Annotated in this window: 23 protein-coding genes; 16 read left to right on the plus strand and 7 right to left on the minus strand. The window is 72.7% G+C overall.

Annotated features, from left to right (window positions below; translation table 11 throughout):
• The first annotated feature begins 3 nt into the window (after positions 1 to 3).
• The 5 genes from ACQP00_RS11610 (at position 4) to ACQP00_RS11630 (ending at position 6,304) form a co-directional block, all read left to right on the plus strand.
• Positions 4 to 423 carry a MarR family winged helix-turn-helix transcriptional regulator gene (locus ACQP00_RS11610; protein WP_433218122.1) on the plus strand — a complete coding sequence of 140 codons (420 nt, stop codon included), beginning with the start codon at positions 4 to 6 and terminating at the stop codon, positions 421 to 423.
• A complete protein-coding gene (locus ACQP00_RS11615) occupies positions 420 to 1,685 on the plus strand; it encodes a right-handed parallel beta-helix repeat-containing protein (protein WP_433218124.1) in 1,266 nt (421 codons plus the stop codon). The genes ACQP00_RS11610 and ACQP00_RS11615 overlap by 4 nt, the downstream gene beginning before the upstream one ends.
• 175 nt (positions 1,686 to 1,860) lie before the next feature.
• Positions 1,861 to 2,613: a S1 family peptidase gene (locus tag ACQP00_RS11620; protein WP_433218126.1), complete on the plus strand. Its 753-nt coding sequence runs from the start codon at positions 1,861 to 1,863 to the stop codon at positions 2,611 to 2,613.
• Between the two features lie 31 nt (positions 2,614 to 2,644).
• A complete protein-coding gene (locus ACQP00_RS11625; RefSeq protein ID WP_433218128.1) occupies positions 2,645 to 4,231 on the plus strand; it encodes a methyl-accepting chemotaxis protein in 1,587 nt (528 codons plus the stop codon).
• Positions 4,232 to 4,318: 87 nt separating this feature from the next.
• Positions 4,319 to 6,304, plus strand: a complete 1,986-nt coding sequence (locus ACQP00_RS11630; RefSeq protein WP_433223819.1) for a substrate-binding domain-containing protein — start codon at positions 4,319 to 4,321, stop codon at positions 6,302 to 6,304.
• Here the strand turns inward: ACQP00_RS11630 and ACQP00_RS11635 are convergent.
• Positions 6,282 to 7,190, minus strand: coding sequence for an oxidoreductase (locus ACQP00_RS11635; protein ID WP_433218130.1), 909 nt, complete (start codon positions 7,188 to 7,190; stop codon positions 6,282 to 6,284). The two genes, ACQP00_RS11630 and ACQP00_RS11635, sit on opposite strands and share 23 nt — an antisense overlap.
• A 107-nt stretch (positions 7,191 to 7,297) precedes the next feature.
• On the opposite strand from ACQP00_RS11635, the gene ACQP00_RS11640 reads away from it, so the two are divergent.
• Entirely contained in the window at positions 7,298 to 8,158 is an 861-nt protein-coding gene (locus ACQP00_RS11640) for a helix-turn-helix transcriptional regulator (protein ID WP_433218132.1), read from the plus strand.
• Positions 8,159 to 8,319: 161 nt separating this feature from the next.
• Here the strand turns inward: ACQP00_RS11640 and ACQP00_RS11645 are convergent, their stop codons facing one another.
• From ACQP00_RS11645 to ACQP00_RS11655, 3 genes are read right to left on the minus strand one after another with little or no spacing between them, the layout of a single operon-like run.
• A complete protein-coding gene (locus ACQP00_RS11645; RefSeq protein ID WP_433218134.1) occupies positions 8,320 to 9,573 on the minus strand; it encodes an aldehyde dehydrogenase family protein in 1,254 nt (417 codons plus the stop codon).
• Positions 9,574 to 9,581: 8 nt separating this feature from the next.
• Positions 9,582 to 10,415, minus strand: a complete 834-nt coding sequence (locus ACQP00_RS11650; RefSeq protein ID WP_433218136.1) for a class I SAM-dependent methyltransferase — start codon at positions 10,413 to 10,415, stop codon at positions 9,582 to 9,584.
• A gap of 21 nt (positions 10,416 to 10,436) precedes the next feature.
• Positions 10,437 to 11,327 (minus strand): serine/threonine-protein kinase, encoded by an 891-nt coding sequence (locus ACQP00_RS11655; protein ID WP_433218137.1) that lies wholly within the window; start codon positions 11,325 to 11,327, stop codon positions 10,437 to 10,439.
• Positions 11,328 to 11,466: 139 nt separating this feature from the next.
• Between ACQP00_RS11655 and ACQP00_RS11660 the strand changes: the two genes are divergently transcribed.
• From ACQP00_RS11660 to ACQP00_RS11670, 3 genes are all read left to right on the plus strand, one after another.
• Positions 11,467 to 12,915, plus strand: coding sequence for a putative bifunctional diguanylate cyclase/phosphodiesterase (locus ACQP00_RS11660; protein ID WP_433218139.1), 1,449 nt, complete (start codon positions 11,467 to 11,469; stop codon positions 12,913 to 12,915).
• Positions 12,912 to 14,756, plus strand: coding sequence for a diguanylate cyclase domain-containing protein (locus ACQP00_RS11665; RefSeq protein ID WP_433218141.1), 1,845 nt, complete (start codon positions 12,912 to 12,914; stop codon positions 14,754 to 14,756). The genes ACQP00_RS11660 and ACQP00_RS11665 overlap by 4 nt, the downstream gene beginning before the upstream one ends.
• Before the next feature lie 524 nt (positions 14,757 to 15,280).
• Positions 15,281 to 16,393, plus strand: coding sequence for a S8 family serine peptidase (locus ACQP00_RS11670; RefSeq protein WP_433218143.1), 1,113 nt, complete (start codon positions 15,281 to 15,283; stop codon positions 16,391 to 16,393).
• On the opposite strand, the gene ACQP00_RS11675 is transcribed toward ACQP00_RS11670, so the two are convergent.
• From ACQP00_RS11675 to ACQP00_RS11685, 3 genes are all read right to left on the minus strand, one after another.
• The gene (locus ACQP00_RS11675) at positions 16,368 to 17,600 is read right to left on the minus strand and encodes an RNA polymerase sigma factor (RefSeq protein ID WP_433218145.1); all 1,233 of its coding nucleotides are present in this window, start codon (positions 17,598 to 17,600) and stop codon (positions 16,368 to 16,370) included. The genes ACQP00_RS11670 and ACQP00_RS11675 overlap by 26 nt on opposite strands.
• A gap of 4 nt (positions 17,601 to 17,604) precedes the next feature.
• Positions 17,605 to 17,955: a YciI family protein gene (locus tag ACQP00_RS11680; RefSeq protein ID WP_433218147.1), complete on the minus strand. Its 351-nt coding sequence runs from the start codon at positions 17,953 to 17,955 to the stop codon at positions 17,605 to 17,607.
• An 85-nt stretch (positions 17,956 to 18,040) separates the two neighbouring features.
• A complete protein-coding gene (locus ACQP00_RS11685) occupies positions 18,041 to 18,895 on the minus strand; it encodes an aldo/keto reductase (RefSeq protein WP_433218149.1) in 855 nt (284 codons plus the stop codon).
• 166 nt (positions 18,896 to 19,061) lie between these two features.
• On the opposite strand from ACQP00_RS11685, the gene ACQP00_RS11690 reads away from it, so the two are divergent.
• The 7 genes from ACQP00_RS11690 to ACQP00_RS11720 all read left to right on the plus strand — a co-directional run bounded on the left by ACQP00_RS11690 (position 19,062) and on the right by ACQP00_RS11720 (position 24,212).
• Positions 19,062 to 19,265: a hypothetical protein gene (locus ACQP00_RS11690; RefSeq protein WP_433218151.1), complete on the plus strand. Its 204-nt coding sequence runs from the start codon at positions 19,062 to 19,064 to the stop codon at positions 19,263 to 19,265.
• Between the two features lie 83 nt (positions 19,266 to 19,348).
• Positions 19,349 to 20,008 (plus strand): siderophore-interacting protein, encoded by a 660-nt coding sequence (locus tag ACQP00_RS11695; RefSeq protein ID WP_433218153.1) that lies wholly within the window; start codon positions 19,349 to 19,351, stop codon positions 20,006 to 20,008.
• A 91-nt stretch (positions 20,009 to 20,099) separates the two neighbouring features.
• Positions 20,100 to 20,855, plus strand: coding sequence for an SDR family NAD(P)-dependent oxidoreductase (locus ACQP00_RS11700; protein ID WP_433218155.1), 756 nt, complete (start codon positions 20,100 to 20,102; stop codon positions 20,853 to 20,855).
• Positions 20,852 to 21,811 carry an aldo/keto reductase gene (locus tag ACQP00_RS11705; RefSeq protein WP_433218157.1) on the plus strand — a complete coding sequence of 320 codons (960 nt, stop codon included), beginning with the start codon at positions 20,852 to 20,854 and terminating at the stop codon, positions 21,809 to 21,811. The genes ACQP00_RS11700 and ACQP00_RS11705 overlap by 4 nt, the downstream gene beginning before the upstream one ends.
• Positions 21,808 to 22,602 (plus strand): amidohydrolase family protein, encoded by a 795-nt coding sequence (locus ACQP00_RS11710; protein WP_433218159.1) that lies wholly within the window; start codon positions 21,808 to 21,810, stop codon positions 22,600 to 22,602. The genes ACQP00_RS11705 and ACQP00_RS11710 overlap by 4 nt, the downstream gene beginning before the upstream one ends.
• The gene (locus ACQP00_RS11715; RefSeq protein ID WP_433218161.1) at positions 22,593 to 23,264 is read left to right on the plus strand and encodes a FadR/GntR family transcriptional regulator; all 672 of its coding nucleotides are present in this window, start codon (positions 22,593 to 22,595) and stop codon (positions 23,262 to 23,264) included. The genes ACQP00_RS11710 and ACQP00_RS11715 overlap by 10 nt, the downstream gene beginning before the upstream one ends.
• Positions 23,265 to 23,273: 9 nt before the next feature.
• Positions 23,274 to 24,212 carry a hypothetical protein gene (locus ACQP00_RS11720; protein ID WP_433218163.1) on the plus strand — a complete coding sequence of 313 codons (939 nt, stop codon included), beginning with the start codon at positions 23,274 to 23,276 and terminating at the stop codon, positions 24,210 to 24,212.
• Positions 24,213 to 24,310: the final 98 nt, after the last annotated feature.

Here is a 24,310-nt window from a genome sequence, read left to right on the forward strand (position 1 = left end):
CCCATGGAGGACGAGAGCCTCGCGGAGCTCTTCTGGGGCGTCGCCCGCCGGCTGCGGCACCAGTCGCACGAGTCGCTGCAGCCGTTCGGCATCACGCCCGGGCAGGCGCGCGCCCTGGGCGTGCTCGCCAAGCACGGCACCATGCGCCCCAGCGGCCTGTCCGAGCACCTGCTGATCGCGCCCCGCTCGGCCACCGAGGTGGTCGACGGGCTGCAGGAGCGCGGGATGGTGGAGCGGCTGCCCGACCCCAACGACCGGCGGGCCACGCTGCTGCGGCTGACCGCCTCCGGCGCCGCCACCGCCGAGCGGATCCGGGCCGAGCGGGGCGCGCAAGGTGAGCGGTTCTTCGCCGCGCTGCCCGAGCGGGATCGGGCCGAGCTGGCGCGCATACTCGCCGCCCTGCGGGTATCGCCCATTACGTGATCAACGCGCTCGACCACGGCCTCGTCGGCGACGGCGTCACCAATGACCAGCCCGCACTGCAGAAGCTGGTCGACTCCTGCCCGCCGGGCGAGGTGATCCACTGTCCGGCGGCGACGTACGCCATCAAGGACGCCGGCACCGTCTGGCGCACCGGGGTCTCGCTCATCGGCGACGGGCCGTCCGCCACGCGCTTCGTGCTGTCGAACCCGGGCGCGCCGGCCACCCCGGTGCCGCTCGCCTTCTGGACCACCCTGCAGCACGGGGCCTCGCCCGAGCGCCCGATCGCCGATGTGACCTTCGCCGGCTTCGAGATCGACGGCTCCCAGATCACCCTGCCGGCCTACGACGTGCTGGCCAAGGGCCTGGGGATGCAGTACGTCGTGCGGGGCTCGTTCCGGGACCTGTACATCCACGACACCCCGGCGACCGGCTTCGGCTGCGACTTCCTGCAGGACTGCACCGTGGAGCGGATCGTCGCCGTGCACTGCGGGCGGCTCGACTCGGGCTGGGAGAAGGGCGGCGCGGGCATCGGCATCGGGGTCGGCGGCTGGGGCCCGATCGAACGGCTCACCGTCTCCGAGTGTGTGACCCGCCGCAACGGTACGAACGGCATCTTCGTCGAGCTGCAGGACGCGGGATGGACCCCGCCCCGTGGCATCCGCATCCTGGGCTGCCACGCCGAGGACAACGAGTACGGGATCTCCGATTGGGGCGCCGACGGCCTGCTGATCTCGGGTTGCACCATGATCGGCAACCACACCGCCGGCTTCGACGTCTCCGGGCAGGGCACCACCCACGTGGCGGGCCGCTACGGCGTGGTGACCGGCTGCGTGGTCGACGACAACCCCGGCGACGGCGTGAGCATCGGCAACACCCCCGGCGGCTACACGGTCAGCGCGACGCGCATCAGCCGGAACGGCGGCCACGGGTACCGCCAGCACAACCTCCCCGGCGCGATCTCGGTCCCGGCCAGCGACATTGTCCTGGACGGCAACGACATCTGGGACAACGCCGGCGACGGCATCCGCGTGGACGGCGAGCTCATCGACCCGTTCCTGGTGAGCAACCGGATCCGGGGCAACGGCACGCCGGGGCGGCCGGCCTCGGGCATCTGCCTCAACGCCCGGGTGAGCTCGGCGACGATCCGCAACCAGCGCATCTGGGACCGCCGCACGCCGCCGGCCCAGACCGCGGCGCTGCACATCACGGCGAACGGGCAGCTGACCGACCCCGTGTTCATGGATCTCGAACCAATCAAGTGACACCCGTAAATGTCCGACACTCCGTGATCGGACATTTACGATATATAACCTGAAAGGCGAAAAATCCGATAAGTCGCGGCGCGCCAGCGCCCGACTTATCGGACGAAAACGCCCACAAGCGCCACAAGGCTCATTCGAAGGCATAGAAGGTCACGAACCTGGAGATGAGCCAACCATGATGTCGAGGATCGCCCGCGTCGCCGCCCTCGCCGCCGTGGCCGCCGCGGCCGGCATGAGCGCCGCCACCCCCGCCGACGCGGTCGCGAACGGCGGTCCGGTGCCCGAGGGCCGCTACCGGTTCGCGGTACGGCTGGCGATGCACGATGTCCCGCGACCCGACGGTACCGAAGAGGACAGCTTCTGCTCGGCGGCCCTGCTCTCGCCGTGGTGGATCATCACGGCCGGGCACTGCTTCCACGACCGCGAGCGCGATCCCGTCTCCGGGGCGGTCCCCTACGAGACCACGGCCACGGTCGGGCGGGCGGATCTCGCGAGCAGGAGCGGGCACGTGGTGAAGGTCGTCTCGGTGCAGCAGGCGCCCGGCGGCGACATCGCGATGGCCAAGCTCGCTCAGCCCGTGTACGACGTCGTGCCGCTGCGGATCGCCGACCGCGCGCCGAAGGCCGGCGACGTGCTGCGGATCGCCGGGTGGGGCAAGCTCGCCGCGACCGACGCCGGGCCGGCCACCCACCTGCAGACCGGGCAGGTCAAGGTGTCGACGGTCGGGCCGGTCACGCTCGGCGTCAAGGGGTACCGGCCGGCGGCGGACACGAGCGCCTGCGAGTACGACTCCGGGGCGCCCTATTTCCGGGACGGAGTGCTGGTCGCGGTGGAGAGCACCGGCCCGTCCTGCCCGCACGTCGAGGACGAGACGACGACCCGGGTGGACCCGCTGCGCGACTGGGTGCGGGGCAAGCTCTTGACGTAAAGTTTCCGGGTGTACTGCCGATCGGGCAGTCATGGTGAGAAACCTCCCGATCGCCGCCAGACTCGCCGCGACCGTCGCCGTCGTGTGCGCCCTGCTCGCCGGGGTCGGGGGCCTGGGCATCCGGCAGCTCGGTGACGCTCAGGACCGGCTGCGCCTGATGTACTCCGACAACCTCCAGGACATCGCCGACCTGGACGACGTCGGGCTGCACTTCAAGACCGTCCAGGCCGAGGTGGCCAACATGGCCCTGGCCGAGAGCCCGGCCGACCAGCAGACCGCGCTGCAGAAGCTGCAGGCGGCGAACACCGCGCTGGACAAGGCGTGGGCGGAGTTCATCGTGCTGCCGATGGCGGGCGAGATCGCCGACCACATCGCGTTCGAGACCGCGCTGACCGACTATCGCGCGGTCCTGCAGGATCGGCTGCTGCCCCTCGCGCAGGCCGAGATCACCGACGAGGCGGCGATCACCGAGATCCGCAAGTCGAAGGCCGACCCGCTCACCACCGCCGCCCAGGGCGCGCTCGACCGGCTCGACCGGGCGGTCGACGTCAAGGCCCAGGCTACGCTCGACGCCTCCCGGCGCGCGTACGACCGCTCGCGCTGGCTCATCATCGGCATGATCCTGGCCGCCGTCGTGCTCGCCGCGATCCTGGTCTCGATCCTCAGCCGCACCATCTCCCGCCCGCTGCGCGAGACCGTCCGCGTGCTCGAGTCCGTGGCCGAGGGCGACCTCAGCGGCCGGCTCGCCCTGCGCGGCCGGGACGAGGTGGGCCGGATGGCCGCCGCGCTCAACCGCGGGCTGGAGCGCCTCGGCGGCTCGCTGCGCGAGGTGGACGGCAACGTCGGCCGCGTGTCGACGGCCGCCGCCCAGCTCACCGCGGCGGCCGGGGCGATGAACGACAGCGCCGCCCGCTCGTCGGGCGAGGTCCGGCTGGCCTCGCAGGCCACCGACGGCATCACCCAGGACATCGGGACGGTCGCGACCGGCTCGGAGGAGATCGGCGCGTCGATCCAGGAGATCGCTCGCAGCACCTCCGACGCCGCCGGGACGGCCGATCGGGCGGTTCGGGAAGCTTCCCAAGCCGCGGCGGTACTGCACGAGCTCGGTCAATCCTCGCGCGAGATCGAGACCGTGGTGAAGCTGATCACCTCCATCGCCGAGCAGACGAACCTCCTGGCCCTCAACGCGACCATCGAGGCCGCCCGCGCGGGCGACGCGGGCAAGGGCTTCGCGGTCGTGGCGACCGAGGTGAAGGACCTGGCCCAGGAGACGGCCCGCGCGACCGAGGACATCGCGCACCGCGTCGGCGCCATCCAGCGCGACTCGGCCGCCGCGGTGCTCGCGATCGAGCAGATCAGCGACGTGATCACGTCCATCCGCGACGCGCAGACGGGCATCGCGGCCGCGGTCGAGCAGCAGTCGGCGACGACGGCCGAGATGAGCCGTACCGTCGGCCAGGTCGCCGGCCGCGCGAACCAGATCAGCACCAACGTGGGCGGGGTGGCGACCGCCGCGGACGAGACCACGGGCATCGCCCGGGACACCGCCGCCACCGCCGAGGTGCTCAACGACATCGCGGGCGAGCTGCGCCGGACTGTGGCCGTTTTCCGCTACTGACGACCCGCTGTTCACCTGTCGGATGACCGGCGTCCGGCCGCGGTTCGCGCGCGGCGACATGCGCGGGGCGAACGCTCGCCGGTTGTGATGCAACGGGGATTCACCGTCCTGGCCGCCGTGGTGGCGGCACTGATGCTCTCGGCCGAGCCGGCCGCCGCCGCGGACTACGTGCCGCTGGCCGGGGGCGGCTCGACCATGGCGTACAACGCCTTCCATGCCTGGATCGGCAACACCGCGCAGTACGGGATGCGGGTCGACTACGAGCGCAACGGCTCCACCGCCGGGCGCGCCCGGTTCAACGAGGGCGTGCGGGACTTCGCCGCGACCGACGTGCCGTACGGCGTGGAGGGCGACCAGGCCGCCCGCCCCTCCACGTACATGCCGGACGTCGCGGTCGCCACGAGCGTCATGTACAACCTCGAAATCGACGGCCGGCGGGTCACGAACCTGCGGCTCTCCGGGGACACCGTCGCCCGGATCTTCACCGGCCTGATCACCAGCTGGGACGACGCGGCGATCGCGGCCGACAACCCGGGTCTGGCCCTGCCGCACATCCTCGTGGTGCCGGTGGTGCGGGTGGATGCGAGCGGCGTGTCGTGGCAGTTCACCCAGTGGCTGGCCGGCCGGCACGGGCCGGAGTGGGCGGCGTACTGCGCCGCGGTCGGCCTCGGCGCGTGCGGCCCGGTGTCCGCGTTCCCCGTCAAGGCCGGCTCGGCGATGGTCGGGCAGGCGGGCGACGTCGGCGTCAGCGGGTACGTGGGCCAGGACTCGTCGGTGGGCGCGATCGGGTACTCGGAGTACAGCTATGCCGTGCAGGCCGGGATCCCGGTGGCCCAGGTGCTCAACGCGGCCGGCTACTACACTGCGCCGACCGCCGGCCATGTCGGGATCGCGCTGCTCAAGGCCCGGATCGGCGCGGACCAGGTGGCGGACCTGTCGCAGGTCTGGACGAACCCGGACCCGCGCTCGTACGAGCTGTCGTGGTACTCATACCTGGTCCTGCCGACCGGCACCGGCTACGGGTTCAGCACCCAGAAGGGCCATTCGCTCGCCGACTTCGGCCAGTACGCGCTGTGCCAGGGGCAGCGCACCGCCACCCCGCTCGGCTACGGCCTGCTGCCGGTGAACCTGGTCCGGGCCGGCTTCGCACAGCTGCGGCGAGTTCCCGGCGCGAACCTGCGCGACGACGCCGGGATCCTGCAGACCTGCAACAACCCGGCGTTCTCGGCCGACGGCACCGACCTGATCTCGGCGAGCGAGCCGATGCCGCGCGCGTGCGACCGGCCGGGCCCGACCCAGTGCGACCCGACGATCCACACCATCACCAGGGTCTCCGGCCCGGACTCGGTCCCGTCCGGCACGCTGGTGACCCTGCGCGCCACGGTCGACCCGCCGACCGCGGCGGGCGCGGTCCAGTTCGTCGCCGGCCGCGATCCGCTCGCGACGGTTCCGGTGGTCGACGGCATCGCGCAGTACTCGGCGATTCCCGGCGACGGCACCTTCACGGTGACCGCGAGCTTCGTGCCGTCGGACACCGCGTACGCGCCGTCGTCCTCGGCCCCGTTCAGCGTCACGGTCGGCACCGGCGGCCCGCCGCAGAGCCAGATCGTCACCGGCGTCCCGCTCGAACAGGGCACGCTGACCGTCACCGTCGACGGCGACCCGGTCGTGATGGGCACCGCGCAGCTGCGGCCGGACCACACCTTCGTCGCCACGGGCGTCCTCGGCGCGGTGACGGTCAGCGACGGCCGCGACCAGACCGTCCCCGGCTGGAGCATCACCGGCCAGGTCGGCGACTTCTCCGACGGCACCCACACGTTCAGCGGCAACCGCCTGGGCTGGTCGCCGACCGTCGCCGGCCAGAACCCGGGCCACGACGTGATCGCGGGCGCCCCGGTCGCCCCCGGCACCACGCCCGGCCTGCCCGGCGGCGCCGTCCTGGCCACCGCGGCGGCGGCGAACGGCCTCGGCACCACGGTCCTCGGCGCCGACCTGTCCCTGAAGATCCCGTCGACCACCCAGCCCGGCCTCTACGCGGCCACCCTGACCGTCACGGTGCTGACAGGTACCTGACCCCGGTCAGCTCCTCGGCAACGGCCCACAACCGGCGGCCGACGGCCGGGTCGGCGGCTTCCCGGCTGAGCCGGGCGGCGCCGACCCGGCCCCGCGTCTCCCACAGCCCGACCGGCCCGAAGAAGTCCCCGCCCTGGACGGCCGGATCGGTGGCGGCCCGCAGCTGCGGCAGCGTTCCCCGCTCCACGGGCTGGGTGGCCAGCAGCCCACCCCACGCGATGACCCGCCCGAGCCGCCCCCGGTGCTCCCACGCCCGCGGCGTCAGATTCGTGCGGGTCAACCCCGGATGCGCGAGCACACTCACCACGTTCGAGCCCGCCGCCCGCAACCGCCGGTCCAGCTCCACGCCGAACACGGTGGAGGCGAGCTTCGACCGCCCGTACGCCGGCGACGCCCGGTAGTTCCGCTCGAACTGCAGATCGTCGAAGTCCAGATGCGCACCCTTGTGCGTGATCGAGCTGAGCCCGACCACCCGCGGCGCCTTCGCGGCCCGCAGCCGGTCCAGCAGCAGCCCGGTCAGCGCGAAGTGCCCGAGCATGTTCGTCCCGAGCTGCAGCTCGAACCCGTCCCGCGTGGTGCGCCGCGGCCCGAGCAACACCACCCCGGCGTTGTTGACGAGCAGGTCGACGGCGGCGTGTTCGAGCCTGTCCGCGAAGGCGCGCACCGACTCGAGAGAAGCCAGATCCAGCTCTTGTACCGCACAATCGCCGCCGATGTCCCGCGCAACCCGTGCCCCGGCAGCGGTGTCGCGCACCGCGAGCACCACGTGCGCACCCCGGCGCGCGAGCTCGGTCGCCGTGACCAGCCCGAGCCCGGAGTTGGCCCCCGTCACGACGGCCACCCGTCCGCGCTGATCGGGCATCCGCTCGACCGTCCATCCGCTCATGTCGCAGCTCCTAGTCTCGTTGCCTTGGAAGCTAGAAGCCCGGCCCCCGCCGTCAGTAGGACCACGAGACCTACCCTGGCCCGGGCCGGCGGCGGCACACTGGGACCATGACCCACCCGTACGCTCGTGAGCTGGCCGACTTCCTCCGCGCCCGCCGCAGCCGCCTGCACCCGAGCGACGTGGGCCTCGAACCGGGCGCCAACCGCAAGGTCACCGGCCTGCGCCGCGAGGAACTGGCCCTGCTGGCCGGCCTGAGCACCGACTACTACCAGCGCATGGAACAGGGCCGCGAGGTCCGCCCGTCCGACGACGTCCTGGACGCCCTGGCCGCCGCCCTGGCGCTGGACAACGAGGAACGCCGCCACCTGTTCACCCTGGCCCACGCCGCCCGCCGCCCCATGCCGGCCCAGGTCGACCACGGCCCCGAGCGCGTCCCCGCCAGCACCTACCGCCTGCTGCAGGTGATGGACACCCCGGCCGTCGTACTGGGCCGCCACCTGGACATCCTGGCCTGGAACACAATGGCCGAGGCGCTGCTGGGCGACCCCGACGACTACCCGCCGGACCGCCTCAACATGCTCCTGCTGATGTTCGACGACACCCGCACGGCCGAACGCCGCTGCCAGGACTGGGAACGCCAGGCCCTGGACTACATCGGCATGCTCCGCACGGCCGTTGCCACGGACCCGACCCACCCGCGCGCGACGGCGATCGTGGGGGAGCTGAGCATCCGCAGCCCGGAGTTCCGCCGCCTGTGGTCCCGCCACGACGTCCGCGAGTCGGTCTCCGGCACCAAGACCTTCCACGTCCCGGAGGTCGGCGACATCGACCTGGACTGGGACACGTACCCGCTGCCCGGCAACCCCGGCCCGGTGATGCTGGTCTTCACCGCCGAACCGAACACGCCGGACGCGGACCGCTTGCAGCTGCTGGCCGCCCTCCACGCCACGCGCAAGCGCCCCTCCTGACGGGCTTTGTCGCTGATCACTTTGTTGCTGATCACGAAAAGTCGGGCGCTGGCGCGCCGCGACTTTTCGGACTTATCCGTCGTCGGGCGATAAATCCCTCGTGCAGCGATTTCCAGCCCTCCCCGCGAAGATCAGCTCAGCCAATCAGCGGCGGCGGGAGTTCAGTCCAGGTCGGCGAGGCGGTCGGCCGGCACCACCGTGTACTGGCGCAGCGAAAGGTCCCGGAACGTCACCGGCCCCCGCGGCCCCGGGACGCGGTCGATGTTGATGCCCGTCTCCGGGACGTTGAGCAGCTTGAAGCCGTCCAGCAGCCGCGTCGTGGCGTTCCAGAACGCGCCGGTGCCCGCGTACGCGGACAGGAACGCCCGAGCCGCGCCGGCATCCTCTGTCACGATGCCCGCGGCCAGGCCCGACGTCGCGTCGTTGGCCACCTGCGCGGCTTCGAGCGGCGACGCGACCGGCGATACCGTGATGGTGGCCTCGCGGTCGGAGTCGAGCGCCCACTCGTATCCCAGCTCGTGCGCGTGCGGCGGCAGCGACACCGAGATCCGCGGCCCCACCAGCTCGGTGACCTGCGGGACGAGCGTGTCGTAGAGCGAGCGGTGGATCAGCAGCAGGTTCAGGCGGTTGCACACGCCGAGGCGGTCGAGCCCCGCCGTGATCAGCGAGAACGCCTTGTCGAGGTCGGCGCCCTCGTCGATGTACAGGACGCCGCCGCCGTCCGCGTGCGCCAGGGTGCGTACACCCCGGAGTGCCGCCTTTTCGGCCAGGGTCCGGGTGCTCTCGCCGCTGCCGCGCAGGATCACCAGCGGGATCAGGCCGGGCTGGGCGACCAGGGCGTCCGCCGTCTCGCGGCCGCGGGCCCGGATCAGCTGGACGGCGGCCGGGTCCAGGCCCGCCTCGGCCAGGGCGGGAGCGACGATCTCGTCCATGAGCGCGATGGCGGAGGCGAGGGCGGCGGAGCCGGTGCGCAGTACACCCGCGTTCTGGCTCTTGATGAGCTGCGAGGCGACGTCCACGGTGACGTTGGGGCGGGCCTCGTAGTTCGCGCCGATGACGCCGACCGGGCGGCGCCACTCCTGCAGGACGAGGCCGCCGCCCAATTCGCGGACGGTGCGGCGGGCGGGCTCCGGTTCGACGTCGGCGAGGATGTTCAGCTGCTCGGCCATGCCCGCGAGCCGCGTCTCGTCGAGGCGGAGCCGGTCGAGCAGGCCGCCGCTCATCCCGCCGGCCTCGGCCGCGGTGACGTCGGCGCGGTTCGCGGTCAGGATCGTGTCGGGGGCCGCGGCCAGGCGGCGGGCCATGCCGCGCAGGGCCTCGTCGATGGTCTTGGCCGGCGCCGCGGCGAGTGCGGCGGCCGCGGCGCGGGCGGAACGGGCGGCCTCGGCCACGACCTGGTTGACGTCCTCGCCCACAGCGCCTCCTACACAGATGGTTTACGCGCCTGCAGAGTGTATGTAAGCGGCAACCGCTCCCGTCCCGCGGCCAGCCGGTGCTCGCCGTCGGGGTCCACGACGGTGCGGCCGGGGTAGAAGTCCCAGGGGCAGCTGTCGTGCTCCTCCAGCATGGTCAGGACCAGGCCCTCGGCCAGCAGCGCGGTGACGATCTCGCCCAGCCCGTGGTTCCACGAGTGCGTGACGGTGTGCTCGAAGGCGACCCCGTCGGTGTCGACGTACGACCCGCCCTCGTCCCAGACCAGCGGCTCCGGCGTCTCGAAGTACGGGAAGGCGACCGCGAGCACGTCGTCCTTGCGCGTCTCGTCGATCGCCCACATCATGGGATGGCCCTCGCGGATGAACAGCCGCCCGCCGGGCCGCAGCAGCGCGTTGACGATCCCGGCCCACCGCCGGATGTCGGGCAGCCAGCACAGGGCGCCGACACCGGTGTACACGAGATCGAACCCACCGGCCTCGAGCACGTCGAGCGCCCCGTAGACGTCCGATTCGACATAGTCGATCTCAGCCTCGGCCCGCGCGGCGATGGTCCGCGCCTCGGCGAGGGAGGCGGGGGAGAAGTCCAGCCCGGTGACCCGCGCGCCCAGCCGATGCAGCGAGAGCGTGTCGGTGCCGATGTGACATTGCAGGTGTACGGCCCGCAGGCCCCGCACGTCGCCCAGCCGCGGCCGGTCGAAGCGCACGACCTCGCTGAGCAGTTCGGGATTGTCGATCAGGCCCTGCACGTTGTACCCGCGCGACACCGCGTGCGCCGGCGCCTTCTCGTCCCACTGCGCCCGGTTGAGCCGGAGAGATTCGCTCACACCGCGACCATCACACGGCCGTCAAACGGATATCGCCTCGGTCGTCGCGTGGAGCGTGGCGGTCATCGGGTGTGGTTGCAGGACCGGCGGCACGTGCACGGGCACGTCGACCGCGGCCGACAGGATCAGGGCGAGGGCGACGCTCGTGGGGCGGGCCTCGGGAAGCTTGTCCAGGCTCGCCGCGCAGACCTCGGCGACCTCGTCCGGCAGGCCGGCGATCGTGGGCAGGGGCTCCGGGACGACGTGGCGGTGGGCGTGCAGCATCTGCTCGTCGGTGTTGGCCGGCCAGGGCAGGTGGCCGGTGAGGCACTGGTACAGCAGGACGCCGACCGCGTACACGTCGGCCGGGGGTGCCGCCGCGCCCCGCTCCAGGCGCTCGGGGGCCAGGTAGGCGGGGGTGCCGAGGAGGGTGCCGTCCGGCAGCTGGTCCGGCTGGCCGGTGCGGGTGGCCACGCCGAAGTCCAGGATCTTGGCGCCGGCGGCGGTCAGCACGACGTTGCCCGGCTTGATGTCGCGGTGCACCACGCCGTGGCCGTGTGCGGCGGCCAGGCCGGCCCCGACCTCGGCGCAGACCCGGCCGGCGACCTGCCAGTCCAGCGGGCCCTCGCTCATCACGGCGTCCAAAGGCTGGCCCTCGACCAGCTCCATCACCAGGTACGCGGTGCCGCGGCCGGCGCGGCGGGAGGTGCCGAAGTCGTACACCGAGACGACGTTGGGATGCGCGAACCGGGCACCGGACCGCGCCTCGTTGCGGGCGCGGTCGAACGCCTCCGGGTCGGCGGTGTGCTCAGGGGTGAGCAGCTTCACGGCGACCTCGCGGTCCAGCACCTCGTCGTGCGCCTCCCACACGCTGGCCATGCCGCCTTCGCCCAGCTTGCGCCGCAGCCGGTACCGTCCGCCCAGAACCCGCACCCCGTCCTGTTTCCCCCGGAGTCGACGGTTGAAAAGCCGAAACACTCCCCGAGGGTGATTTCGGCCCCGGAAGCCGTGGAACGTGCATGCAACCCGGCCGCACCGGACGGCACAACCCGGGCCCGGTGAGCTGGTAAGCATGCACGGACGCTCCCGGTACCTCGCGGCGGCCGGCGCTGCCGCGATCGTGGGGTCGTCGGCGGCCGCCGGTCCGGTCGGGCGTGCCCTCGGCATGCTCGCGGTCCTGGTGGCGGCCGCGTTCATGGTCAGGCGGGCCCGGCGCCGGCTGCACGACCACGACCCGCTGACCGGGCTGGCCAACCGCGGGCTGCTCGCCAAGCGCATGGAGCAGGCGCTGCGCGACCCGGCGCGGCACCACGCGCTGCTGCTGGTCGGCGTCGACCGGTTCACGGACGTGAACGACGCCAACGGGTTCGCGTTCGGCGACCAGGTGCTCGTCGCGCTCGCCGGCCGGCTGCGGGCCGTCGTCGGGTCCGGCGACACCCTGGCGCGCCTGGGGGCCGACGAGTTCGCGCTGTTCATCAGGCACGAGAGCAACGCGCTCGCGGGGGACGCCGCGGCCGAGGAGCTGGCCGAGTTCGTCCGGGCCGAGGTGAAGGCCCCGCTGACCGTCGGCGGCCGGACCGTGCACCTCACGGCGAGCATCGGGCACGTGCGGGTCCACGGCGACGGCGGACCGGTCGAGCCGCGCGAGTCGATCGCCGACGCGGAACTCGCGCTGCGGGCGGCCAAGCGGGGTGGGCGGGATCGCGTCGTACGGTACAAGACGGAGCTGAGAACCGCCCGGGAGACTTTCACCCGGATCAGTGAGGGGCTGCGCCACGCCGTCGAGCGCGACGAGCTCGAGGTGCATTATCAGCCCGTCGTCGAGCTGCCCGGGGCGCGCATCGTCGCGGTCGAGGCGCTGCTGCGGTGGACGCCGGACAGCGGGCCGGTGCCGCCCGGCGACTGCATTCCCGTCGCCGAGGAGACCGGGCTGATCGTGCCCATCGGGGCCTGGGTGCTGGAGCGGGCCTGCCGGGACGCCCGCGGGTGGCACGAGCGGTTCGGGACCTCGATCACCGTGAACGTCTCGGTCCGGCAGTTGGCTGAGCCCGGGTTCGCCGACGAGGTGCTCGCGATCCTCGAGCGCACCGGGCTGCCTCCCGCCGCGCTCGTGCTGGAGATCACCGAGTCGGTGTTCGCCGGTGACGCCGAGGCGCTGCCGGCCGCCCTCGCGCAGCTGCGGGGGCACGGCATCCGGATCGCCATCGACGACTTCGGCACCGGCTATTCGTCGCTGTCCTACCTCACCCAACTGCCCGTCGACATTCTCAAGATAGACCGGTCGTTCGTACCGTCCGGCGCCGATTCGGGCGTCGATCAGGCCTTCACGCGGGCGGTGCTGCAGCTCGGCTCCAGCCGGAGCCTGCCCGCGATCGCGGAGGGCATCGAGACCGCCGAGCAGGCCGAGGTGCTGCACGCACTCGGGTGCCGGCTCGCCCAGGGGTACCACTTCGCCAAGCCCGGCCCCGTTCCGGATCTCGAGGCGGCCTTCGCGCGGCTGAACCCGGCGGTGGTCCGATGACCGGGCAGCTGCGGCTCATCGGGCGCGACCGGACGGTACGCGCGCTACTGGTCGGCGGCGCGCTGATCACCTGCTGGTTCCTGCTCGACCTGGGCGGGGCGGCGGCGCAGGTCCGGCTGTTCTGGACCTTGTTGCCCGGCTGCGACGCCCTGCTCTGGTACTCCGCGCGCCGCGTGACCCGCATGGACCTCCCCGCCGACACCCGGCGCTTCTGGCGCGCGGTCAGCCACATCTCGGTCCTGTTCGTCCTCGGCGACGGCAGCCAGGCGATCGTCGCGTGGCTGCACCCGGGGCCGGCGGCGGCCGCGCCGAACCTGTTCCAGGTCTGCGCCATCCTCGGCGGGGTGGCCTGGATGGTGTACGTCATGCTCACCCACCCGGGCCGCCGGCTGACCCGCAGCGCACGGCTGCGCTTCTGGCTGGACGCCGGGTCGGTGCTGGTCGGCGTGGCCGTGCTGGTCTGGCTGCTGATCCTGCCGTCGCAGCAGGGGCGCGCCGTCGGCACCTTGCTGGCGCTGCTGCTCGGCACCGGGATCATCCTGGTCGCGGGGTTCGCGGCGGTGAAGCTGATCCTGAGCGGCAACGCCCCGCTGACGGTCGTCGCGGCCGCCCCGATGCTGCTCGCCGCGGTCCTGCAGGGCGCGGTCGGGGCGCTGGTCGGGCCGGACTCGGCGCACCTCGGGCTGTTGTTAGGAGCGCAATTCCTTTCCTCGGTACTCCTCGTGCTCGGTCCCCGCCTGCAGGAAATCTGCGGACCGCCCGCCCCGATGTCCCAGCGCGTCGCGAAGCCCTACAGCCTGCTGCCGTACACCACGCTGGCCGGCATGTTCGTGGCCCTGCCGTTCGTGATCAACGACGGCGTGGGCCTGGACGGGTGGCTCCTGCTGGGCGGCCTGTTCGTCGCGACGGTCCTGGCCGTGAGCCGCCAACTGCTGGCGTTCACCGAGAACGCGGCCCTGATGCGCGAGCTCGGCGGCCAGGAGGAGCGCATGCGCAGCCTGCTGGCCCACTCGACGGACATCACGTCGCTGGTGAACGTCGAGGGCACGCTGACGTACGTCACGCCGGCCACCGAACGCCTGCTCGGCAAGGAGCCGGCGGTCGTCCTCGGCACGCCGGTCGTGGCCCACGTCCACCCCGACGACCTGGGCGTGCTCGAGCGGGCGATGACCGAGCTGCGCGCCGGCCCGGGCGCCACCGTCACCTACCAGATCCGCTACGCCCACGCCGACGGCTCCTGGCGCTGGCTCGACGTGGTGAGCCGGAACCTGCTGCACGTGCCGAGCGTGCGCTCCTACGTCAGCAACGCGCGCGACGCCACGCAGGCCCGCCTGCTGCAGGACGAGCTGCGCCACCAGGCCACCCACGACGGCCTGACCGGCCTGGCCAACCGCGCGCTGTTCGACACCCGCCTGGCCGCCCTCGACGCGCCCGGCGCGGTGCTGCTGGTCGACCTCGACGACTTCAAGCTCATCAACGACACCTGGGGCCACCACGCGGGCGACGCCGTCCTGACCGCGGTCGCGCAGCGCCTGACCGCCGCCACCCCGCCCACCGGCCTGGCCGCCCGCCTGGGCGGCGACGAGTTCGCGATGCTCCTGCCCGGCGCCGACTCGCACACGGCCGCCGCGACCGTGCAACACTTCCTGCACCTGCTGGCCACCCCGATCCCGGTCGACGGCCACGACCTGCGCATCCACGCGAGCGTCGGCCTGGCCGCCGGCGCCCCGGGCAATCCGGACGCCCTCCTCCGCCGAGCCGACGCCGCCATGTACCGCCGCAAACGTTCTATGACCGCGGATGGTCTTTCTGGCACTTTTGGATACCGTGCGATGTCCTGAAAAGCGGTGGGGGAGCTCCGCTCCACCCACACCCCCTCAAAACCGCAGCGGACGGTCTTTCTGGCGCTTTTGAATACCGTGCGATGTCCTGAAAAGCGGTGGGGGAGCTCCGCTCCACCCACACCCCCTCAAGACCGCACCGGGTCACACGGGCAGCAGCACGGCATGCTTCAACAGGGACTGGACCACCTCCTCGGGCACCTCGCGGCCGGTCGTTTCCAGCGCAGGGACTGGACCACCTCCTCGGGCACCTCGCAGCCGATCGTTTCCAGCGGCGGACCCGGAGCCTTGCCGGCGGCTCCCTGCCCGTCTGCCCGTGACGCTACGCCCCGGGTACGACACTTTCCGCCGCCGCGAAAGAGGCGCCGAGAAAGACCGAAGCGATGCCGTAGTGGGCCGCGGAAGAAGTGCCGAAGGCGCCCGTGGGAGGGACGCTGAAGCGGCCTGCGGCAGCGGGTGCTGAACGGCGCGGGGGAGATGCTGGCGGGTTCGCGGGGAGCGTTCGGCGGAGTACGGTTCGCCGCGTGCGAATCGTTGCCGCGGTCCTAGTCGCGATGGTGGTCGCCGTCGTCGGGGGAGCGGTGCCGGCCCGTGCCGAAGCGCTCACCGTCCGCCAGCAGGAGTGGTGGATCGACGCGCTGCAGGTGACCAGGGCGCACCAGTATGCGCAAGGCGAAGGCGTGACAGTCGCCGTGCTCGACACCGGGGTGGACTCGGCGCAGGTCGATCTCAAGGGGGCGCTCCTGCCCGGGACCGGCACCAACGGGGTGCAGAGCGGCAAGGGCTGGGAAGACCCCGACGGGCACGGCACGCAGATGGCCACCGTCATCGCCGGGCGGGGTGGTGACGGCAACCACATGCTCGGCATCGCGCCCAAGGCCAAGCTCCTCCCCGTCGCCATTCCGATCGGCAAGCGGGCGGCCGCCGACGGCAAGACCGTGGGTGATCTGGCCGAGCCGATCAGGTACGCGGCCGATCACGGGGCCAGGATCATCAGTCTCTCGTTCACGCTCGATCGGGACGAGCCGCAGGAGGACGAGCGGGCGGCGATCGCGTACGCGCGGCAGAAAGGGGCCGTGCTCGTCGCCGCCGGCGGCAACCGGCCCCAAGGGGACGACCGGGTTCCGCTCCCGGCCCGGTACGACGGGGTGCTCACCGTCAGCGGGACCACGAAGAGCAGCGGTTTCTGGGACGGCTCGATCGCCGATCCCAAGGTCGCGATCGCCGCGCCCGCCGAGGACATCATCGGGGCGGCGCCGAAGGCCCAGTACTCCTCCGGCTTCGCGGTCGGCTCCGGCACCAGCGGCGCCACCGCCATCACGGCCGGCGTGCTGGCCCTCATCTGGTCGAAGTTTCCCCAGCTCACGCCGGACGAGGCGGTGGACCGCCTGCTCCGCACGGCCAAGGACGCCGGGCCGCCCGGCCGGGACGACCAGTTCGGCGCCGGCATCGTCGACCCTCTCGCCGCCCTCACCGCCGACGTTCCGGCCGCCAACGCGGGTCTCGACGCGCTTCCGCCGGGGCACCGGACAACGAGCAACCGCCCGTGGATGATCCCCGCGGTAGCCGCCGGGCTCGCGCTGGTGCTGTTCGGCGTGGCGGTACCGCTGCTCAGGAAGCAGCGGCGCGCCCGGTGAACAACTCCCGCTCGGCCGCGTTGCGGGTCAGCGCCGCGGCCGTGAGGAACGCCTCCCGCGCCTCCGCGGACCGGCCCAGCCGCGAGAGCATCTCGCCGCGTGCGGCCGGCAGGTGCGGGTACGACGCCAGCTGACCCGAAGCCGCCAGCGCGTCCAGCAACGAGAGCCCCGCGGCGGGCCCCGACGCCATGCCGACCGCCACCGCCAGGTTCAGCGACACGACCGCCGACGGGGCGACGTGCGCGAGCAGCCGGTACAGCGCCGCGATCCGTCCCCAGTCGGTCTCCGCGAACGTCAGCGCCCGCGCGTGGCAGGCGGCGATCGCGGCCTGCAGACCGTACGGGCCGAGCGTGCCCAGCGACTCGGCGCGGCCCAGTGCGGCCAGGCCACGGCGGATCAGCAGCCGATCCCACCGCCGCCTGTCCTGGTCGGCGAGCAGCACCGGGCGGCCGTCGGCGGAGCTGCGCGCCCCGAGCCGGGACGCCTGTAACTCCATCAGCGCGGACAGCCCGTGCACCTCGGCCGCGTTGGGCAGCAGCCCGCACAGCACCCGCCCCAGCCGCAGCGCCTCCTCGCACAGGGCCGGGCGGGTCCAGTCGTCGCCGGCCGTGGCCGAGTACCCCTCGTTGAAGATCAGGTACACCGTGCCCAGGACCGCGGACAGCCGGGCCGGGATCTCCGGCGGGGGCGGCAGCTCGAACGCCACCCCGCGCAACGCCTTCTTGGCCCGCAGGATCCGCTGGGAGACGGTCGCCTCGGTGGTCAGGAAGGCGCGCGCGATCTCGTCGGTGCGCAGTCCGCCCAGCATCCGCAGCACCACCGCGACCTGCGACTCCGTGGTGAGCGCCGGATGGCACGCGGTGAAGATCAGCCGCAGCGTGTCGTCGCCGATGTGGTCGTCCAGGGCGTCGACGATCGAGGATTCCGGGTCGAAGGCTTCGACGGTACCCACGAGCTGCAGTTTCTTCTGATAGTTGCCCAGTCGCCGAAGGTGATCGACGGCCCGGTGCTTGGCCGTGGCCATGAGCCACGGGCCCGGATCGTCGGGCACGCCGCGGGCCGGCCACTGCTCGAGCGCGATGACGAGCGCGTCCTGGGCCAGTTCCTCGGCGAGCCCGACGTCCCCGACGAGCCGGGCGAGCGCGCCGATGATGCGGGCCGACTCGATCCGGTACACCGCCTCGACGACGTCGCTCACGTCCGGCACGGGGTCAGAACTCCATGACCTGCAGGATGCGGCACGTCCCTTCCCAGCCCGGCCAGAGGTCGCGGTGGACCTTCATGAACCGGGAGCCCCACTCGACCGCCTCCTCGATGTCGCGGTTCGCGTAGACCGCGTAGCTGATCAGCTCCTTGGTCTCGGCGAACGGGCCGTCGGTCACGGTCAGCTCGCCGCCGGTCACGGTGATCATGGCGCCGGCCGCGCTGGGCAGGAGCCCGGCCTGGTCCAGCAGCACGCCCGCCGCCGTCGCCTCCTCGCCGAGCTTCATGATCGCTTCCATCAGCTCGGCGGGCGGCGGGGTCGGCGGCGGGGTGGCGTCGAGCAGCATCACGTAACGCACAGTCGTTTCTCCTCACGCGATTTTCGTTCCTACACCCCTACCTCGAAGGGGAGGCGCCGGATCCGACATCGCGCCCGAAGAAACTTTATGAGTTCTGCGTGATGTCCGAGACCTCCTGCGGCGTCAGCTTGATCCCGGCGGCGGCGATGTTGTCCTCCAGGTGGCCGACCGAGCCGGTCCCCGGGATGGGCAGGATCGACGAGGAGCGCGCGAGCATCCAGGCGAGCACGATCTGGCGGGGCGTGGCCTCGTACTTCTTGGCCACCGCCTCGATCGTGGCGTTGCCGTCGAGGTTCTGGATCGGCGCCCACGGCAGGAAGACGATCGACTCCTGCTCGCAGAGGTCGACCAGCGACTCGGAGTCGCGGTCGTCGACGTTGTAGCGGTTCTGGATGGAGACGATCGGGGTGATCCGCTGGGCGACCCGCAGCTGGTCCTCGGTGAAGTTCGAGACGCCGACGTGGCGGATCTTGCCCTCGGCCTTGAGCTCGCTGATCGCGCCGAGCGACTCCTCGATCGGGACCTTGGGGTCGGGCCGGTGGAACTGGTACAGCGGGATCGCGTCCAGCTTCAGCTTGCGCAGGCTGCCCTCCAGCGCCTCGCGCAGGTGCTCGGGCCGGCCGTCGGGCGACCACTGGTTCGGGCCGCCGCGGGTCAGGCCGCCCTTGGTGGCGATGACCAGGTCGTCGGCGTACGGAGCGAGGGCCTCGCCGATCAGCTCCTCGCTGACGTCCGGGCCGTAGGAGTCGGCGGTGTCGATGAAGTTGACGCCGAGTTCGACGGCGCGGCGCAGGACCCGCTTGGCCTCGTCGCGGTCGCGCGGCTGGCCCCAGATCCCGTCGCCGGTGATGCGCATCGCGCCGAAACCGAGCCGGTTGACGGTCAGGTCGCCGCCGACGTCGATCGTGCCCGCGTTCGCCGCGCTGCTCTGTGCTGACATGCGTCAGTCTCCTTCAGGGAGTGAATGCTCTCGCTTCCAACCTAGCCACGCGAACGCGCCGCTGTGAGAATCCGGGGGGCGCGGAGTCTGGATTAGCGCAGATCACCCTGGGTATGGTTTCCCGACCCGCCCGTCCCCGCACCGCCGAGCACTGGGAGTGAGCAGCATGAACGCGAACGACCCGACCGGAATCGACCCGACCAGCCCCGAGGCCGCGGCCCGCGAGGCGGCCCGGTTCGAGGCCGAGCGCAAGCAGAGCCTGGAGCACCAGCTGGCCCGGGGCGGCAAGGTGGACGACGGCGCGGTCGACTCCACGGGCCGCAGCATCCGTGACCCCCGCCGCGGCACGCAGCTGGACGAAGACATCTAAGGAACCCTCTGCGTCCGGTGCATTGCGACAATGCACCGGACGAAGGTTCCGATATATCGCCGATAGGCTGTAGCGTCCCCGGCATGCTGTGGGAGAGATTCTTCGTGCGCGCGCGGGTCGTCGAGGCCGAGACGACCACCGGGCGGTTCCGCCGGCTCAAGCTCCGCGGTGACGCGCTGCGCGAGGCCGAGTGGCAGCCGGGCCAGCAGGTGCGCGTGCACGTCGGCGACAAGAGCCCGCTCCTGCGCACGTACTCCGTCTGGACCCGCGACGGCGACACCATCGAGCTGCAGGCGCTGCTGCACGGCGACGGCCCCGGCGCGCGCTGGATGGCCGCCGCCCGGCCCGGCGACGAGGTGCTGCTGCGCCGGCCCGAGGGCAGCTTCGTGACCAGGCCCGCGCCGTACCACCTGTTCGTCGGCGAGGAGACCGCCTCCGTCGCGTTCGGGGCGATGCTGCGCGCGCTGCCCGAGGCCGAGCGGGCCGCCAGCCGCGTGGTGGTCGAGGCCGCGCCGGCGGACCGGCTCGCCCTCGACGGGAACGTCACGTGGGTGGCGCCGGAGGGGCTCGTCAGTGCGGTACAAACGCTGGATCTTCCGCAGGAGCCCGGACAGGCCTATGTGGCCGGCGAGGCCCGTGCCGTGCAGGCCGTGCGCGCGCACCTCGTCCGGGATCGGGGCTGGCCGCGGCGCTCGGTGCTGACCAAGCCGTTCTGGACGCCCGGCAAGCGCGGCATGGAGTAGTTGACGTCGGATCTATCGACCGGCGAGATCCTCTTGCTTCGCTGGGAAGCCCCTGATAGACATCAATCATCCGATGTTTGGGGAGTCTGAAGTGAGTGGAGAGTTCGACGGTCTCGCCGCCGTCGTCACCGGGGCGGCGTCCGGGATCGGCCTGGCCACCGCCCGCCAGCTCGCCGCCCGGGGTGCCCGCGTGGCCGGCCTCGACCTGCGCACCGACGGCATCCCGGAGGGCATCGCCGGGTTCGTCGCCGACGTCACCGACGACGGGGCCGTGCGGGCCGGCGTGGCCGCCGCGGCCGAGCGCCTGGGCGGGATCGACATCCTGGTCAACAACGCCGGCATCGGCGCGATCGGCACCGTCGAGGCCAACGACGACGCCGAGTGGCACCGCGTGTACGACGTGAACGTGGTCGGCCTCGTCCGCGTCACCCGCGCCGCCCTGCCCCACCTGCGCCGCTCGCAGCACGCCGCGATCGTCAACACCTGCTCGATCGTGGCGCACGCGGGGCTGCCGGACCGGGCCCTGTACAGCGCGACCAAGGGCGCCGTGCAGTCGCTGACCGCCGCCATGGCCGCCGACCTGGTGCGCGAGGGGATCCGGGTGAACTGCGTGAACCCCGGCACGGCCGACACGCCGTGGGTGCGCCGGCTGCTGGACCAGACCGACGACCCGGACGCCGAGTTCGCCGCGCTGCAGGCCCGCCAGCCGACCGGCCGGCTGGTCTCGGCGGAGGAGGTCGCGCACGCCATCGCGTACCTGGCCAGCCCGCTCGCCAGCGCCACCACCGGCACCGTGCTCGCCGTCGACGGCGGCATGCACGGCCTGCGGGTCAGGCCGAAGCCGTGAGACCGGGCCTGCGACTCGGCCTGGGCTGCGCGCAGCTGGGCAACCTCTACCAGGAGCGCACCGACGAGCAGGCCCGCGCGATCGTCGACGCGGCCTGGGCGTGCGGCATCCGCGACTTCGACACCGCACCGCACTACGGCCTCGGCCTGTCGGAGCGGCGGCTCGGGGCCGCGCTGGCGGACCGTCCGCGGGACGGGTTCGCGGTCAGCACCAAGGTCGGCCGCCTGCTGGTGCCCACCGGCGCGGGCGGCGACGACGCGGCCGACGACCCGGCCGACGACCTGGCCGACGGCTTCGCGGTCCCGCGCACGCACCGCCGCGTGTGGGACTTCAGCCGCGACGGGGTGCGCCGTTCGATCGAGGAGAGCCTCGACCGCCTCGGCCTCGACCGGATCGACACCGCGCTGCTGCACGACCCCGAGTTCGACCCGGAAACGGCGCTGCGGCACGGGTTCCCGGCCCTGGCCGAGCTGCGCGCCGAGGGCGTCGTAGGCGCCATCGGAGCAGGATCCAAGGACGCGCTTGTACTGACCAAGCTCGTCGAGGAGTGCACGCCCGACACGGTGCTGGTCGCCGGCCGGTACACGCTGCTCGAACAGCCCGCCGCCCGCGAGCTCCTGCCCGCCTGCGCCGAGGCGGGCGTCGCGGTCCTGGCGGCCGGGGTCTTCAACAGCGGCCTGCTCGCCGAGGACGTCCCGCGGGCCGGGCTGCCCTACGAGTACGGGGCCGCGCCGCCGGACCTGCTGGCCCGCGCGTTTCGCATCGCCGAGGTCTGCGCCGAGTTCGGCACCACGCTCCCGGCCGCCGCGATCGCCTTCCCGGCCCGCCACCCGGCCGTGACCGCGATCGTGCTCGGCGCCGACGACGCCGCCCAGGTGCGCCGCAACGCCGCCCTGCTCGCCGCCCCGCCGCCGGACGAGCTCTGGCCGGCCCTCGAAGAGCGGGGCCTGCTGTGATCGACGCGCACCACCACCTGTGGCAGCTCGGCGCCGGCTACGACTGGCTGGACGCGCCCGAGCTGGCCCCGATCCGGCGTACCTTCACGCCGGCCGACCTCCAGGCCGCGCTCGCCGGCACCGGCGTCACCCAGACGGTGCTCGTCGAGGGCGGCCGCTGCGATCCGGACGAGGCCGCGCTGCTGCTGTCGTACGACCTCCCGGAGATCGCCGGCGTGGTCGCCTGGGACGATCCCGCGGCCTCGTTCCTGCCGTCCTACCGGGACCTCCCGGGCGCCGACCGGCTGGTCGGCCTCCGCGCGCAGGTGCAGGCGGAGGACGTCGACTACTTGGGCCGCGACGATGTGCGCAAGGGCCTGCGGACCTACGGCCGCGCGGGCCTCGTCTTCGACCTCGTCATCCGCCAGGACCAGCTGGCCGGCGCCGCGGCCTGCGCCGAAGCCTGTCCCGACGTCCGGTTCGTCCTGGATCACCTGGGCAAACCGAAAGCCTTCACGGCCTGGAGATCCGACCTCGCGCGGCTGCCCGCCAACGTCGCCGCCAAGCTCTCGGGGTTGTTCACCGAAGTCGATGACGTGCGTCCCTACGTGGAGACCGCGCTGGAACTGCTCGGCCCCGAGCGGCTGATGTGGGGCTCCGACTGGCCGGTGAGCACGCTCGCCGTCCCGTACGCCGAGTCCCTGTCCAGGATTCGCGAGCTGGTGGACGACCCGCGGGTGTTCACGAGCACGGCGCGGGAGGTGTACGGCCTCCCGGCGGTACAGTCGCCGCGGAGGGACCCATGGCACTGACCGACGAGGCAATCGACAAGATCAAGGGCATGATCACCTCGGGCGAGCTCGGCCCGGGCGATCGGCTGCCCAAGGAGGCGGACCTGGCCGAGCGCCTCGGCCTGTCGCGCAACTCGCTGCGCGAGGCCGTCAAGGCGCTGTCGATGATCCGGGTGCTCGACGTCCGCCAGGGCGACGGCACCTACGTCACCAGCCTCGAACCCGACCTCCTGCTCGACGCGCTCAGCTTCGTCGTGGACTTCCACCGCGACGACACCGTCCTGCAGTTCCTGGAGGTCCGCCGGATCATGGAGCCGGCCGCCACCGCCCTGGCCACCGCGCGGATGAGCGACGACGACGTGGTCAAGCTGCAGTCGGTGCTGGACGAGCTCGGCGACGACCCGACCATCGAGGCCCTGGTCGCCAACGACCTCGACTTCCACCGGCACATCGCGGCCGGCTCGGGCAACGCCGTGCTCTGCTCGCTCATCGAGGGCCTGTCCGGCCCGACCACCCGGGCCCGGATCTGGCGCGGGCTCACGCAGGAAGGTGCGGCCGCCCGGACCCGCGAACAACATCAGGCGATCGTCGACGCCATCGCCGCCCGCCAGCCCGAACTGGCCCGCTCGTGGGCGACCGTGCACGTCGCCGGGGTCGAGGAGTGGCTGCGCCGCGCGCTGTAGGGTGCGGGGGTGGGCTCTCTCGCGCAGGCTGGACGGGACTATCGGGCCGAGCAGCCGATCGCGCTGCTGGACGGCCGCCTGACGGTGACCCTGCCCGAGGGGGCGCGGGCCGAGGCCCGGGCGCAGTCCCTCATGGGCGTGGCCACGTCGGGCCAGACCGAGACCCGGGTGCTCTACGACCGCGACGGCGAGCGGCTGGTGCTGCTCGCGTCCGAGCTCTTCCGGTTCGTCGCCGGCGACCTGCGGGCCGGTATCGACCCGATCGCACGGAGCTGGGAGCTGCCGCCCGGCCAGCAGCTCGAGCCGCTCGAAACCGGCCCCGACACCGTCGCGTACGGCTACTTCCCGCTCGACACGGGCCGGCAGGCGGTGCCGATCGCGGATGCCTTTGTGCGCACCGCCGACAGCGCGATCGTGCGCGTGCAGCTGTTCGTCTCGCCGAACGCCGCCGACGACCGCGAGGGCCTGACGGCGCTGGCGACCCGCATCCTCAACACCGTCGAGCGCGGCCCGCGCACCCTGGACGCGACGCCGGGCGAGCGCGCGCTGGTCGGCCTGGACGGGGCGCCGATCCTGACCGTGCAGACGCCGCCGGGCTGGGTCGCCTACCAGGAGCCGGGCCTGTCCTTCGTGGTGCTGCGGCTCTTCCGGCTGACCCCGCTGGGCGGCCCGTTCGCGTCGGTCACGCTGTACCGCGGCACGGCCCCGTCGATGATCCACGAGCGCTTCCCGCCCGACGCCGTGACCCGGGCCGGCGGCCGCCTGCTCGGCCTGCCCACCGACTGGATCCACGTGCACACCGGGATCGGCGGCTCGTCGGCGGTACACATGCGGGAGGCCCTCGTCGAGGACGGCTCCCCGCAGCTCGTGCACGCCCTCGCCGAGACCGACCATCCGGCCTTCGAACCGGAGCTGGACGCGCTGCTGGGCTCGATCAAGCGCGTCTGACGATGCTTCGCCGGGCCGGGTCGGAGCTGCTCTACGTGCTGGCGGGTGCGCCGCTGGCGATCCTCGGCTTCGCCTGGGTGCTGCTCTGCCTCACGGCC

The organism is Dactylosporangium sp. CS-047395, assembly GCF_050942185.1.
GTDB lineage: Bacteria > Actinomycetota > Actinomycetes > Mycobacteriales > Micromonosporaceae > Dactylosporangium.